At 71.0% G+C, this 13258-nt stretch carries 14 protein-coding genes; 8 read left to right on the top strand and 6 right to left on the bottom strand.

The features are described 5' to 3' along the window. Window positions 1–134: 134 nt before the first annotated feature. Entirely contained in the window at window positions 135–1121 is a 987-nt protein-coding gene (locus FHR82_RS13225) for a LacI family DNA-binding transcriptional regulator (RefSeq protein ID WP_184810685.1), read from the bottom strand. 77 nt (window positions 1122–1198) lie between these two features. On the opposite strand from FHR82_RS13225, the gene FHR82_RS13220 reads away from it, so the two are divergent. From FHR82_RS13220 to iolD, 6 genes are all read left to right on the top strand, one after another. Beyond that, window positions 1199–2176 (top strand): Gfo/Idh/MocA family protein, encoded by a 978-nt coding sequence (locus tag FHR82_RS13220; protein WP_184810684.1) that lies wholly within the window; start codon window positions 1199–1201, stop codon window positions 2174–2176. Next, the gene (locus FHR82_RS13215) at window positions 2173–3039 is read left to right on the top strand and encodes a TIM barrel protein (RefSeq protein WP_184810683.1); all 867 of its coding nucleotides are present in this window, start codon (window positions 2173–2175) and stop codon (window positions 3037–3039) included. The genes FHR82_RS13220 and FHR82_RS13215 overlap by 4 nt, the downstream gene beginning before the upstream one ends. A 45-nt stretch (window positions 3040–3084) precedes the next feature. Next, window positions 3085–4083 carry a sugar ABC transporter substrate-binding protein gene (locus FHR82_RS13210; protein WP_184810682.1) on the top strand — a complete coding sequence of 333 codons (999 nt, stop codon included), beginning with the start codon at window positions 3085–3087 and terminating at the stop codon, window positions 4081–4083. A gap of 108 nt (window positions 4084–4191) precedes the next feature. Further along, the gene (locus tag FHR82_RS13205; protein WP_184810681.1) at window positions 4192–5232 is read left to right on the top strand and encodes an ABC transporter permease; all 1041 of its coding nucleotides are present in this window, start codon (window positions 4192–4194) and stop codon (window positions 5230–5232) included. Between the two features lie 73 nt (window positions 5233–5305). Then, window positions 5306–6088, top strand: a complete 783-nt coding sequence (locus FHR82_RS13200; RefSeq protein WP_184810680.1) for an ATP-binding cassette domain-containing protein — start codon at window positions 5306–5308, stop codon at window positions 6086–6088. An 80-nt stretch (window positions 6089–6168) separates the two neighbouring features. Continuing rightward, window positions 6169–7953, top strand: a complete 1785-nt coding sequence (gene iolD / locus FHR82_RS13195) for a 3D-(3,5/4)-trihydroxycyclohexane-1,2-dione acylhydrolase (decyclizing) (RefSeq protein ID WP_376706420.1) — start codon at window positions 6169–6171, stop codon at window positions 7951–7953. Between the two features lie 9 nt (window positions 7954–7962). Here iolD and FHR82_RS13190 read toward each other — a convergent pair whose 3' ends face one another. Continuing rightward, window positions 7963–8139 carry a DUF3073 domain-containing protein gene (locus FHR82_RS13190; RefSeq protein ID WP_184810679.1) on the bottom strand — a complete coding sequence of 59 codons (177 nt, stop codon included), beginning with the start codon at window positions 8137–8139 and terminating at the stop codon, window positions 7963–7965. Window positions 8140–8312: 173 nt separating this feature from the next. Between FHR82_RS13190 and FHR82_RS13185 the strand changes: the two genes are divergently transcribed. After that, complete coding sequence (locus tag FHR82_RS13185; RefSeq protein ID WP_184810678.1) at window positions 8313–9194, top strand: DUF8083 family protein; 882 nt, start codon at window positions 8313–8315, stop codon at window positions 9192–9194. 38 nt (window positions 9195–9232) lie between these two features. On the opposite strand, the gene FHR82_RS13180 is transcribed toward FHR82_RS13185, so the two are convergent. The 4 genes from FHR82_RS13180 to FHR82_RS13165 all read right to left on the bottom strand — a co-directional run bounded on the left by FHR82_RS13180 (window position 9233) and on the right by FHR82_RS13165 (window position 12219). Next, window positions 9233–9805 carry an RsiG family protein gene (locus FHR82_RS13180; protein WP_184810677.1) on the bottom strand — a complete coding sequence of 191 codons (573 nt, stop codon included), beginning with the start codon at window positions 9803–9805 and terminating at the stop codon, window positions 9233–9235. Window positions 9806–9850: 45 nt separating this feature from the next. Continuing rightward, on the bottom strand, window positions 9851–10681 hold the full coding sequence (locus FHR82_RS13175) for a beta-keto acid cleavage family enzyme (protein ID WP_184810676.1): 831 nt from the start codon (window positions 10679–10681) through the stop codon (window positions 9851–9853). A gap of 90 nt (window positions 10682–10771) precedes the next feature. After that, window positions 10772–11842 carry a CAF17-like 4Fe-4S cluster assembly/insertion protein YgfZ gene (ygfZ, locus tag FHR82_RS13170; RefSeq protein ID WP_184810675.1) on the bottom strand — a complete coding sequence of 357 codons (1071 nt, stop codon included), beginning with the start codon at window positions 11840–11842 and terminating at the stop codon, window positions 10772–10774. Continuing rightward, window positions 11839–12219: a Fur family transcriptional regulator gene (locus FHR82_RS13165; RefSeq protein WP_184811490.1), complete on the bottom strand. Its 381-nt coding sequence runs from the start codon at window positions 12217–12219 to the stop codon at window positions 11839–11841. Before FHR82_RS13165 ends, ygfZ begins: the two co-directional genes overlap by 4 nt. A gap of 93 nt (window positions 12220–12312) precedes the next feature. Between FHR82_RS13165 and FHR82_RS13160 the strand changes: the two genes are divergently transcribed. After that, window positions 12313–13155: an aminodeoxychorismate lyase gene (locus FHR82_RS13160; protein WP_184810674.1), complete on the top strand. Its 843-nt coding sequence runs from the start codon at window positions 12313–12315 to the stop codon at window positions 13153–13155. The last annotated feature ends 103 nt before the right edge of the window (window positions 13156–13258 follow it).

Here is a 13258-nt window from a genome sequence, read left to right as displayed (position 1 = left end):
AGTTGTCCCCAGGGGCATCCACAACCGCACTGTTCGTCGGTGCCCCCCGTTACGCTGGATTCCGGGGGCCGGAGGCCGCCCGCCGGGGGCGTGCGCTGGGCTGGTGTCGGCGAGCGAGGCCGTGGGCCACCGAACTACTGAGTGCGCGGTGGCCCGGTGGTCGCGCGGACGACCAGCGTCGGCTGGACCACCAACCGTGCCGCCGCTGTCCGTTCACCGCGGACCCGGGAGATCAACGCCGTCGCCGCCAACCGCCCCATCTCCTCCCTCGGCTGGTCGATCGTCGTCAGGCCGATGTGCCGCAGACCCGCGAGCCACGTGTTGTCGTACCCCACCACCGACACGTCCTCCGGCACCCGCAGCCCCGCCTCCGCCAGCGCCGACAGCACCCCCACCGCGTTGAGGTCGTTCGCCGCGAGCACCGCCGTGAACGGGCTGCGCAGAGAACGAACCGCCGCGGCACCGGCGGCTTCCGTGTACTCGCCGCGCGCCACCCTCGGTGTCAGTCCGTGCCGGGCCATCGCGACCTGGTACCCCGCGCGCCGCGGCGCCGCCTGCGAACCCGAGCCGCCGTCGATGTGCACGATCTCGCGATGTCCCAGTGCTACCAGGTGATCCACGGCCAGCGCGGACCCGGCGCGGCCGTCGTCGTTCACAGTGTCCACAATGGACAGACGAGACGACCGGGACACCAGCACCAGCGGGACGTCCGCCGCCGCCGTGATCGCCGAGGACGCCACCACCGGGCCCAGCAACGCGATCCCCGCCGGCCGGAACGACGTCAGCGACCGCAGTGCCTGCTGTTCCCGCGACGGGCTCCGGCCACCCGTGTTGATCACCAGCTCGAAGCCCGCGGCACGGGCGTGGCCGTCGAGGCCGTCGACCACTTCGGCCCAGAAGGGGTTGTGCAGGTCCGACACCATCACGCCCAGCACGTGCGAGGTCCGCGACGCCAGCGATCTCGCCATCGCGTGCGGCGAGTACCCCAGCTCCGCCGCCGCTTCGAGCACCGCCGTGCGCCGGGCCGCGCTGACCTTCGGGGAGCCGCGCATCACCAGCGACACGAGCGCCCGGGACACGCCCGCCCGCGCCGCGACGTCCTCCATCGTGGGGCGGGCCAACGCGGCGACCTCCTTGACACTGCTGTGACGGCCATTACAGGATAGGCGGATTAGAGCGCTCCAACGCAAGGAGCAGTATGCGGATCGGTGTCGCGGGAGTCGGACGGATCGGGACCATGCACGCGGCGAACCTCGCCGCGTTGGCGCAGGTGGACGAGGTTCTGCTCTACGACCCGATCGCCGGGCGCGCCGAACAGGCGGCCACGTTGCCGAAGACCCGCGCGGTCCCGGAGCTGGCCGGCCTGCTGAGAGAGAGCGACGGCGTACTCGTCGCCACGCCCACCGACACACACCCGGACCTCGTCCGCGCCTGTCTCGCCGCGAACACGCCCGTGTTGTGCGAGAAGCCGATCGCCGCGGACCTGCGGGCGATGTCCGCGCTGGTCACGGAGATCGAGGCGGCGTCGGTGCCGGTGCTCGTCGGGTTCCAGCGGCGGTTCGACCCGGACATGGTCGAGCTGCACCGCCGCGTCGGCGCCGGTGAGCTGGGCGCGATCTACCACGTGCGCGCCACCGGGTTCGACGCGGAGCCACCGGATTTCTCCTACCTGCCCGGTTCCGGCGGCATCTTCCGCGACCTGCTCATCCACGACCTCGACGCCGTGCCGTGGCTGGTCGGCGAGCCGGTGGTGGAGGTGTACGCGTCCGGTTCGGTGCTCGTCGACGAGGCGTTCGCGGCCGCCGACGACGTGGACAACGCGGTGGTGCTGCTCAAGTTCGACGGCGGCGCGCACGCGGTGCTGACCGGTGGGCGGCACGACCCGCTCGGCTACGACCACCGCATCGAGGTGCTCGGCGCCAAGGACTCCGTGGCCGTCGGGCTCGACGAGCGCACCCCGCTGAACGGCGCCGCGAACGCGTACCCCGGCTTCCCCGACCGGTTCCAGCGCGCCTACCGCAACGAGATGCACGTGTTCACCGACGTCGTCGCCGGCCGGGCGGAGAACCCGTCCCCGGCACGCGACAGCCTCATCAGCCTCCGGCTCGCTGAGGCGTGCGAACAGTCCCGCCGCACCGGCAAACCCGTGCGGACTCATCAGTGGAGCACAGCATGACGAAGGTCGCGGCGGCGCCGATCTCGTGGGGTGTCTGCGAAGTGCCGGGGTGGGGGCGGGTGCTGCCGCCGGAGACGGTGCTTGGCGAGATGGCCGCGCTCGGCATCACCGCGACCGAGCTCGGCCCGCCCGGCTACCTGCCGACCACCGCGTCCGACCTGGTCACGGCGCTGGACGGGTACGGGCTCGGTCTCGTCGGCGGGTTCTTCGCCACCGCGCTGCACGACGCCGGTGAGTCTACTGTGGAGGATGCGGCCGAGGTTGCCGAGCTGCTGGCGCACGCCGGTGGCGGGGTGCTGGTGCTCGCCGCCGCCACCGGGCTCGACGGCTACGACGAGCGGCCCGCCCTGTCGGACAAGGAATGGGCGACGCTGATCGACAACAGTGCGCGCATCGCGGAGCGCGCCGCCGCGCTCGGGGTGCGGACCGTGCTGCACCCGCACGTCGGCACGCACGTCGAGACTTACGCCGAGGTGGAGCGGTTCGTGCACGACTCCGACCTGCTGCTGTGCATCGACACCGGGCACCTGCTGATCGGCGGCACCGACCCGGTCGACCTCGTGCGCCGCCACCCGAGACGCGTCGGGCACGTGCACCTCAAGGACGTCCGCGAGGACCTCGCCGAACGCGTGCGGACCGGCGACCTCACGTACACGCAGGCCGTCAAGGAAGGCATCTACGTGCCACTGGGCGCCGGTGACGTCGACCTGGCCGCCATGCTGAAGTTGTTGCGCGACAACGACTACGACGGCTGGTACGTGCTCGAGCAGGACACCGCGCTGCCGGCCGACACGGCGACCGACCCCCTCCCTCGTGCGCACACCAAGCAGAGCCTGGATCATCTGGCACGACTCATGGCCTAGGGCGAAGCGACCCATTCAACACAGCCAACAGGAGACAAGACAACGATGTCGACGACCTCCGCCCGGGCACGACGAGCGTTATGGGTGGCCGCCGCGGCCTTCCTGCTCGCCGCGTGCACCGGGCCGTCAGCGGACACCGGTCCGGAGGAACCCGCTGCCGACAGCGGAGGGGTGGACTCCACCGCCCCACTGGACTTCGCGGTGATCACCCACGGCAGCGAGGGTGACGCCTTCTGGAGCGTCGTGCAGAACGGCGCACAGGACGCCGCCCGCGACCTCGGCGTGGAGGTCAGCTACCTCGCCGACGGCGACGCGGGCGCGCAGTCCAAGCTCATCGACAACGCCGTGGCTCAGGGGAAGACCGGCCTCGTCGTGTCGATGGCGAACCCGGACGCGCTCAAGTCGTCCATCGAGGCCGCGGTCCGCGCGGGCATCCCGGTGATCACGATCAACTCCGGCGCCGACCGCAGCACGGAGTTCGGCGCGATCACGCACGTCGGCCAGGATGAGACGGTCGCGGGCGAAGCCGCCGGTGAACGGCTCAAGGGCGAGGGCAAGAAGAAGATCCTCTGCGTGATCCACGAGGCAGGCAACTCCGGCCTCAACGACCGCTGCGAAGGCGCCAAGCAGGGCTTCGGCGGGAACGTCACGAACCTGCAGGTCGACGTCGCCAACCCGACCGACGCCGAGGCCCGCATCCGCGGCGCGCTGCAGACCGACTCGGCGATCGACGGGGTGCTGACGCTGAACTCGCAGGTCGCCGACCGCGCGGTCGCCGCGGCCGAGTCCGCGGGCTCGGCGGCCGAGGTCGCCACGTTCGACCTGAACACCGACGTCGTGAAGTCCATCCAGGACGGGAAGATCCTGTTCGCCGTCGACCAGCAGCAGTACCAGCAGGGCTACGTGCCGATCGTGATGCTGAAGCTGTACCGGGAGAACGGCAACACGCTCGGCGGCGGGCAGCCGGTGTTCACCGGCCCCGGGTTCGTCGACAAGTCGAACGCCGACCAGGTCGAGACCTACACCGAGCGAGGCACCCGATGACCGTCTCGGAGTGGAGTGAAGGAGCGGGCACCGCCTGGACTGAGGAGCGCGCGCAGGCGCGAGGGACGAGCGCCGAGCACGCGGCGAGGGAAGGCGGTGTCTGAGCGGATGAACGCAACGACAGATGTCACAGACGAAAGGGTCGCCCAGGACCACCTCGCGCAGCGGTTGGTCGTCCGGCCCGAGATCGGCGCACTGATCGGTGCGCTCGTGGTGTTCCTGTTCTTCACGTTCGTGACCGAGAAGTTCTTCACCATGGGCGGCGTCGCCACCTGGCTGGACGACTCGGCGACGCTCGGGATCATGGCGGTCGCGGTGGCGCTGCTGATGATCGGCGGCGAGTTCGACCTGTCCGCCGGCGTGATGACCGCGTCGACGGCACTGGTCACGGCCATCTTCGCGACACAGGTCGGGCTCAACGTGTGGCTCGCGCTGCTGCTGTCGCTGATCTTCGCGCTCGGTGTCGGCGCGCTGAACGGGTGGCTCGTGGTCCGGACCGGGCTGCCGAGCTTCATCGTCACGCTCGGCACCTTCCTCGCCCTGCAGGGCCTGAACCTGGGTGTCACCCGGCTGGTGACGAACAGCGTGCAGGTCTCCGGGATGCGCAGGGCCGACGGCTACGAGTCGACCGGGTTCGTGTTCGCGTCGACGTTCGACATCGGCGACACGTCGTTCCGGATCTCCATCATCTGGTGGCTCGGGTTCGCCGCGCTGGCCGCGTACATCCTGGTGCGCACGAAGTTCGGCAACTGGATCTTCGCGGTCGGCGGCTCGGCACCCAGCGCGCGGGCGGTCGGCGTGCCGGTGGCGCGGACGAAGATCCTGCTGTTCATGACGACCGCGGCCGCCGCGTGGCTGGTCGGGTCGATCAACATCCTGCGCTACACGACCGCGCAGGCCAACGAAGGCATCGGGCTGGAGTTCCAGTACATCATCGCGGCCGTGATCGGCGGCTGCCTGCTGACCGGCGGCTTCGGCTCGGCGATCGGCGCCGCGATCGGCGCGCTGATCTTCGGCATGGCCCGGCAGGGCATCGTGTTCGCGAACTGGAACTCCGACTGGTTCATGCTCTTCCTCGGCATCATGCTGCTCGGCGCGGTGCTGGTGAACAACACCTTCCGGCGGCGAGCGGAAAGGGTGCGGCGGTGAGCGGAGCCTGCGGAGCGAACCATCGAACACAGGGCGACCGCGTGCGGTCGCTCCGAGCCTGCGAGGAGCGATCGTGAGTGCACTGCTCGAGGTCGACGGGATCGGCAAGAACTACGGCAGCGTGATCGCGCTGCGGGACGTGTCGACGGTCGTGAACGCGGGCGAGGTGACCTGCGTGCTCGGCGACAACGGGGCGGGCAAGTCCACGCTCATCAAGGTTCTGGCCGGGGTGCACCAGCACGACCGGGGGCGGCTCCTGGTCAACGGCACGGCGACCCGGTTCACCTCGCCCCGCGACGCGCTGGACGCCGGGATCGCGACGGTCTACCAGGACCTCGCGGTCGTGCCGCTGATGTCGGTGTGGCGGAACTTCTTCCTCGGCTCCGAGCCGACGGTCGGCGTCGGCCCGTTGCAGCGGCTGGACCGGAAGCGTGGCAAGCAGATCGCGAAGGAAGCGCTCGCCGACATGGGCATCGACCTGCGCGACGTGGAACAGCCGGTCGGCACGCTGTCCGGTGGTGAGCGGCAGTGCGTGGCGATCGCCCGCGCCATCCACTTCGGCGCGAAGGTCCTGATCCTCGACGAGCCGACCGCCGCGCTCGGCGTGAAGCAGTCCGGGGTGGTGCTGCGGTACGTGGCACAGGCGCGCGACCGCGGCCTCGGGATCGTGCTGGTGACGCACAACCCGCACCACGCCTACCCCGTCGGCAACCGGTTCCTGCTGCTCAAGCGCGGCGCGAGCCTCGGCTGCATGGAAAAGTCGGAGATCACGATCGAGGAGCTGACCCGGCAGATGGCGGGCGGCGCGGAGCTGGAAGCCCTGGAGCACGAACTGCGGGAGGTAGCTGCGGAGTGAGAGTGACGGAGCGGCTGACAGTCCGATCGACGCTGGCACAGGCGCTGGTTCGCTGGCTGCTGGCGCAGCGAACCGAGCTGATGGACGGGACCGAGGCGCCGCTCTTCGCGGGCGTGTTCGCGATCTTCGGGCACGGGAACGTGCTCGGCATGGGCACCGCCCTGTCCGAGCACCCCGAGCTGCCGGTGTGGCGTGGCCAGAACGAGCAGGGCATGGCGCTCGCGGCGGTCGGCCTCGCGAAGGCCACGCACCGGCGGCAGGTGGGCGTCGCGACGTCGTCCATCGGGCCGGGCGCGCTGAACATGGTCACCGCGGCCGGGGTCGCGCACGCCAACCGCCTTCCGCTGCTGCTCCTTCCAGGCGACACGTTCGTCAGCCGTGCGCCGGACCCCGTGCTGCAACAGGTGGAGCACTTCGGTGACGGCACGGCGACCGTCAACGACGCGTTCCGTGCCGTGAGCCGCTACTTCGACCGGATCACCCGGCCAGAACAGCTGCTGTCGGCGCTGCCGCAGGTGGCCCGCGTGCTGACCGACCCGGCCGACTGCGGGCCGGTCACGCTGGCGCTGCCGCAGGACGTGCAGGCGGAGGTGTTCGACTTCCCGGCCTCGCTGTTCGAGCCGGTTGTGCACCGCCCGCAGCGGCCCCGCCCGGACCAGCGCACGCTGTCGCACGCGGCCAACCTGCTGCGGGCGAGCCGCAGGCCGCTGCTGGTCCTGGGTGGCGGGGTCCGGTACTCGGGCGCCGCGCGGGTCGCGCTGGCGTTCGCCGAACGCCACGGCGTGCCGGTCACCGAGACCACCGCGGGCCGCACGCTCGTGCCGCACGACCACCCGCTGTACGCGGGCCCGCTCGGCATCACGGGGTCGTCCTCGGCGAACGCGCTGGCGGCCGACGCGGATCTCGTGCTGGCCGTCGGCACCCGGCTGCAGGACTTCACGACGGCGTCCTGGTCGGTGTTCTCGCCGGACGTGCGCCTGGTCAGCGTCAACACGGCCCGCTTCGACGCGGTCAAGCACGGCGGCCTCGCGGTGGTCGGCGACGCCCGCGAGACCCTCGACGAGCTCTCGGTCGACTCGTGGCCGGTCGACAAGCACTGGACCACCCGCGCCAACGTCGAACGGTCCCGCTGGGACGACTACATCTCCGGGCTGCGGCGGCCCGGCACCGGCCTGCCGACATACGCGCAGGTCGTGGGCGTGGTGAACGAGGCAGCCGAGCCGGGTGACTACGTGATGACCGCGTCCGGCGGCCTGCCGGGCGAGCTGATCGGCGGCTGGCGGGCGGCCCATCCGGGCATGGACGTCGAGTACGGCTTCTCGTGCATGGGCTATGAGCTGGCAGGCGCGTGGGGCGCCGCGATCGGGCACACCGGCGGCGTCGTCACCACACTGCTCGGGGACGGCTCGTACCTGATGCTCAACTCGGAGCTGTACTCCGCCGCGTTCGCCGGGCACGGGTTCGTGGCGGTGGTGTGCGACAACGACGGCTACGCCGTGATCGACCGGCTCCAGCGCGGCAACGGCGGGTCGGCGTTCAACAACATGTACGCCGACTGCCGCACCGCGCACGCGCAACCGCCCAGAGTGGACTTCGCGTCGCACGCCGCAGCGCTGGGCTGCGCCGTGCTCACGGCCGACACGCTCGACGGCCTCGCGGCCGCGTACGCGCAGGCTCGCACCCACGCGCGCGCGGGCACGCCAGCAGTGGTCGTGATCCGCACGCATCCCGCGTCGTGGACGGACGCCGGCGCCTGGTGGGAGGTGGGCGTGCCGGAGATCTCGACGAACGCCGAGATCACCGAGGCACGCACAGCGTCGGACAAGGCCAAGGAAGGCCAGGTCCGCTACCTCAAGCGTCCGTGATGAAGAGGCTCAACGACGGTAGTCGTCGTCGTACTCGTCGTCGTACGCCTCGTCGCCGTTGCCATCATCTGAGGACTTGCTCCCAGAAAGCTCGCGTTGAAGAGCTTCGAAGTCCGTATCACGAGTGCTGTATTTGAGCTCTCGGGCTACCTTGGTCTGCTTAGCCTTCGCCCGGCCGCGCCCCATGGCTCGACCCCCTCGCACAGTTGCGGGGCGGCCGGGGGAAACGGCGGCCCCGCTGATCTCGACAACTGGTTCCTGCCAACTACCGTACCGTGCCGAGGGGGTTCAGTGCGAAGGGGCACGGTGTTCGAGTGCCGACTGATCGCGTTCGGCAGAACCGTGCAACCATGCCAACCGTGCCTCGACCGTTCGTCGCCTACCTCCGGGTGTACGAACCGTTGTCAGCATTCGACTCGGACGTAGCCGACCGCCTGCGAGAAGCGGTACAAAACGGACAGTTGGACTACGCATCGGTTGCGGAGCGCGAGCGAGACCTGTGGTTCAGATCACAGCTGTCCCAACCGCCGACGCTGCTGCCGGGCGAGCTGGCGAACGGTTCGCCGTCCCCGCGCGCGCAACGCGAGGTGCTGGTGCTGGATCCGGCCGAAGTGCCCGGCACCGTCGGCGCGGGTCCGCTGGTGTGCCCGATGGACATCCGGGCCCGGTCGGCCGCCGCCCTGGTGGGCTTCCTGTCGACCGCCCACCCGTCGCTGAAGGCGGTCGCGCTGACGGCGTCCGAGGACAGCGTGCGCGAGAAGGCGACCCGGGTGCTGGCCGAGCTCCCCAGTGGCGCCGTGCACATCGTGTCGACGACCTGGACTGTGCCGTTGCCGTGGTTCACGCTGGTCGATCCGGCGACCAGGCACCTGGTGCTGGCCCCGAGGGACGATTCCCGGCGGCAGGTGTGCTGGCGGGTGGCGATGCCGGACGCCAGGGAGCGGGTGGCCAAGGCCCATGCGCTGGCCACCGAGGCCATGGGCGAGCAGGGGCCGACGAAGGTGCTGGAGGACACCGGGCGGTGGCTGGAGCACTTCGACGAGCAGTCGGCGGTCGAGCTGGACTACGGCGGGTTGGTGCAGTTGCTCTCGGACGAGGAACTGCAGGAGGACACGTCCGCCGCCGATGTCAACGCGATCGTGGACGCGTTGGAGCGCGAGGACGTCGAGGAGATCGCGTCCCGGTTCGAGAAGCTCCGCGACTTCTGGGGCGACCTGGCGGTCCGAGAACGCTTCAACTGAGGCTGTGGACTGGCGTGGTCGCCGCACTGCGCGGGTGTTCAGGCCTTGTCGTCGTCGCCGCGTTCGGCGGCCAGCAGGGTGTCCACCGAGGCGCTGCCTGCCCGGTAGCGCGCCCCGATCTCGTCGTTCAGTGCGTCGACGACCTTCTGGACCTCGCGCCTGCGCAGGGAGACCGACTCCTCCTCCGCCGCGTACGTGCGCAGCGCGAGGTCGAGCCGCTCGTCCGGTAGCGATGCCACATCGGACAGGTCGGCGTCCGACACCAGCGCTTCGACGTGCCTGCGGTGGGCCTCCGCGCGGGAGGGCTCCAGGGCCTGGTGGCGGCCGGAACCCGACGGCGCGGGGCCGACCACGTTGTCCGCGAGGATCTCCACCAGCCGTTCCACCACCGAGCTGGAGCCGCCCTCGCTTCTGCGCTTCTGCTCGGCCTTCACGATGTCGATCCGCCCGTGCAGCAGCCTGCGCAGGTAGGACAGGTCGGTCTCCTCCTGGGCGGCGTCGTCCCGACGGCTGCGCACCTCGGCCAGGTCGAGCTGGTCGAGTTTCTGCACATAGTCCGGCGCGAGCACTCGGTCGATACGCCTGCGTCCACCGGGACGGACTTCGATCACGTGCCTATCCTCCGGTACGCGGCCCCGTGCCGCCAACCTCGCAAGTCAGTTGCTTTGGGCAACCTTCAACAGCGTACGCACCTCGTCGGCCGGCATGGGCGGGCGCTGGGCGATCTTCGCCAGGCCTGCGGCCCGTGCGACCAGCTGGGCGTTGTCGCGGACGCGTTCGCCGCGGGCGTAGGACACCGTGTCCTCCATGCCGACCCGCAGGTGACCGCCCGCCGACAGGGACGCGAGCATCACCGGCAGCGAGGTGCGGCCGATGCCGGTCGCCGAGAAGGTGGCGCCGTCCGGGATCATGCGCAGGGCCGCGACCAGCGTCTCCGTGTCGCCCGGCATGCCGCCCGGGACGCCCATGACCAGGTCGACGTGCACGTGGCCGCCCGAGGGCAGGCCGTGCTGGTCGAGCAGCCGGTGCAGGCTGGCGAGCTGGCCGAGGTCGAAGATCTCGTACTCGGGCACGATGCCGCGGTCCCGCATCCGCTTGTGCAGCTCGACGACGAACTCCCAGCGGTTCATGAACACGTCGTCGCCGAAGTTGACCGTGCCCATCGTGCAGCTGGCCGAGTCGGGCATCGCGTCGAGCACGCGGAGGCGGTGCTCCTCCGGGTCGGTGACCGCGCCACCGGTGGACAGCTGCACGACCAGCGAGGTCTCCTCGCGCAACGCGGCGACGGTGTCCTTCAGCCGCTGCAGGTCGAGCGTCGGCCTGGCGTCCGCGCCGCGGATGTGGACGTGGATCATCGCGGCGCCGACGCGCTCGCAGTCCTTCGCGGTCCGGACCAGCTCCTCGATGGTGACGGGGAGGTTGGGTACGTCGGACTTCGCGTGCTCCGCGCCGGTGGGCGCGACGGTGATCAGGGTGCCGGTGGACATGGCCGCGATCGTATGCGATCCAGGCCGCCGGTTCCCGCGCTCGAACCCCGGCCGAGCCGGTCGCGGGCATCGCCGGACAGCCGACCTCGCTCAGCCGCGCAGGCGGCGGGCGGCCTCGCGACCCAGGCCCGGTGTCGCCTCCGGGACCGCGTCCGGGTCGATGGCGGCCTGGACCACGCGGTCTTCCGCGCCGGTGAGCAGTTCCGCGTCCAGCGGCACCGAGTACTTCACCAGCGCCAGCGCGATCGGGCCCAGCTCGTGGTGTCGCACCACCGACCCGACCCGGCCGACCGTCCGCTCGCCGTGCCGTACCGGGTCGCCGGTCTCCGGCAGCACCTCCGGGGAGCCGTCCAGGTGCAGCAGCAGCATCCGCCGCGGCGGGCGGCCCACGTTGTGCACCTTCGACACGGTCTCCTGGCCGCGGTAGCAGCCCTTCGCGACGTGCGCCGCCACGTGCACCCAGCCCACCTCGTGCGGGATCGTGCGGTCGTCGGTGTCGAGGTCCATGCGCGGCCGTGCCGCCGCCACGCGGAACGCCTCGTAACCCCAGCTGCCCATCGGCCGCGCGCCCGCCTCGGTGAGGCGGGTCCACCAGTCGTTCTTGGACGCACGCGGCACCAGCAGGTCCACGCCCAGCGCGCCGCGCCGGACGATCACGTCCGAGCCCAGCACCGCGCCAGGGGACACCGGCAGGCCCACCGCGGCCAGCACCTCGTCCGTCGACGGCCCGAGCAGTGTCAGCACCGCGCGCTCGGCCGTCGCGTCGCGCAGTTCGACCTTCGACCAGAACACCATCGACTCGAGGTACTCCAGCAGCGTCTGCCGCCCGCCGCGCACTCCCGTGGCGTGCGCGCCCGGGTCGGTGTCGAGCCACACGGTGTCACCGAGGTGGGCGACCTCCATGTGCGCGTCGACGCGGCCCTGGCTGTCCAGCACCAGCGCCTCGGTCACGGTGCCGTCGGGGAGGTCGGTCATGTGCTGGGAGATGACCAGGTGCAGCCACGACAGCCGCTCCGGCCCGGTGACCGCGATGACCTCCCGGTTGGCCCGGTCGACCACGGCGACCTTGCGTGCGGCGGTCCGCTGCTCGGCGAACGGGTCGCCGAAGTGCCACGGCACACCCGCGTCCGGCGAGCCTTCCGGGGCTTCGACCGCGGTCATGGGATCTCCTTCTGGCAGTTCTCGCACAGGCCCGACAACGCGAGGTGGCTCGCATCAAGTGCGAACCCGAAGCGGGCGCGGAGTGTTCCGCGCAGGTCGTCCATCACCTCGCACGGCACCTCGAGGACCCGGTCGCAGCGGTGGCAGACGAGGTGGACGTGCTTGTGCTCGTGGACGGAGTAGTTCGGGGCGCCGTGCCCGAGGTGCGTGTGCCGGACGACACCGAGCGACTCCAGCAGCTCGAGCGTGCGGTACACGGTGGTGATGTTGACCGTCGGCGTGCTGCGCTGCACGTGCTGGCAGACCTGTTCCGGAGTGGCGTGCTCCAGTTCGAGCAGCGCGTCGAGCACGAGCTGGCGCTGCGGTGTCATCCGCATGCCCCGCTCGTGCAGTGTGGTCTTCAGCTGCGCGCGTTCCTCCTGGATGTTGGTCTCCACAACCTCGATCGTAGGCCCGCGTACGCTTTGCCCATGCGCGTGCTGGTGATGCTCGACGGGACAGTTACCGATGCGGAGACCCCGCTGATCCGGGTCGACGACCTCGGTATCACCCGGGGCGACGGCGTGTTCGAGACGATCCTCGTGGTCGGCGGCAAGCCCCGTGAGCTGGGCCCGCACCTCGACCGGCTCGCCCGCTCGGCCGCCATGCTGCAGCTGCCCGTGCCCGACCGCGCGGCGTGGGAACGGTGCGTCCAGCTGGTGCTGGACAACTGGCAGGGCGGCGACGAGATGGCGCTGAAGCTCGTCTACACCCGAGGCCCGGAGTTCGGCGACGGCAGCCCGACCGGCTACGCGATGGGCCTGCCGATCGGCGAGAAGGTGCGCGCGGCCCGCGAGTCCGGGGTGACGGCGGTGCTGCTGGACCGCGGCTACGACCCGGAGATCGTGGCGCGGGCGCCGTGGCTGCTGCTGGGCGCGAAGTCGTTGTCCTACGCGGTGAACATGGCCGCGTACCGGCACGCCGAGTCGGTCGGCGCGGACGAGGTGATCTTCGTGGCGACGGACGGCTCGGTGCTCGAAGGGCCGACGTCGAACGTGGTCACCGCGACCGGCAACACGCTGCGCACCACGCCACCGTCGAGCGGCATCCTCCGCGGCACCACGCAGGGCGCGCTGTTCCGGGCCGCGGAGCGCGCGGGCTGGGTGACGAAGGTCGAGCCGATGACGGTGCGGGAGCTGAAGGACGCGGAGGCCGTGTTCCTGGCGTCGAGTGTCCGGAAGATCACGCGGGTGCACACGCTCGACGGGGTGGTGCTGCCGGACAGTTCCGCGCTGCACAAGGAACTGAACGCGCTGTACGAGTCGGAGTACTGACCCGCTGGCTCCCGTGCCGGATCCGCGGCTGCCCGATCGGAGCCCGGGACCGGTGAGGTGGGGCGGCCTCCGGCCCCCGGTCACCACGCTACGGCACGGGACC

It is taken from the genome of Actinophytocola algeriensis (genome assembly GCF_014203735.1).
Lineage (GTDB): Bacteria > Actinomycetota > Actinomycetes > Mycobacteriales > Pseudonocardiaceae > Actinophytocola > Actinophytocola algeriensis.
Note: the sequence above shows the minus strand (reverse complement) of the source record. Positions and strands in the feature narration are given on the sequence as shown.

Excerpts from the sequence above, each read along its gene's own strand:
- FHR82_RS13220 (WP_184810684.1), top strand. The coding sequence starts at position 1,199 with ATGCGGATCGGTGTCGCGGGAGTCGGACGGATCGGGACCATGCACGCG.
- FHR82_RS13215 (WP_184810683.1), top strand. The coding sequence starts at position 2,173 with ATGACGAAGGTCGCGGCGGCGCCGATCTCGTGGGGTGTCTGCGAAGTG.
- FHR82_RS13210 (WP_184810682.1), top strand. The coding sequence starts at position 3,085 with ATGTCGACGACCTCCGCCCGGGCACGACGAGCGTTATGGGTGGCCGCC.
- FHR82_RS13205 (WP_184810681.1), top strand. The coding sequence starts at position 4,192 with ATGAACGCAACGACAGATGTCACAGACGAAAGGGTCGCCCAGGACCAC.
- iolD (WP_376706420.1), top strand. The coding sequence starts at position 6,169 with ATGGACGGGACCGAGGCGCCGCTCTTCGCGGGCGTGTTCGCGATCTTC.
- FHR82_RS13190 (WP_184810679.1), bottom strand. The coding sequence starts at position 8,139 with ATGGGGCGCGGCCGGGCGAAGGCTAAGCAGACCAAGGTAGCCCGAGAG.
- FHR82_RS13175 (WP_184810676.1), bottom strand. The coding sequence starts at position 10,681 with ATGTCCACCGGCACCCTGATCACCGTCGCGCCCACCGGCGCGGAGCAC.
- ygfZ (WP_184810675.1), bottom strand. The coding sequence starts at position 11,842 with ATGACCGCGGTCGAAGCCCCGGAAGGCTCGCCGGACGCGGGTGTGCCG.
- FHR82_RS13165 (WP_184811490.1), bottom strand. The coding sequence starts at position 12,219 with ATGCGGATGACACCGCAGCGCCAGCTCGTGCTCGACGCGCTGCTCGAA.
- FHR82_RS13160 (WP_184810674.1), top strand. The coding sequence starts at position 12,313 with ATGCGCGTGCTGGTGATGCTCGACGGGACAGTTACCGATGCGGAGACC.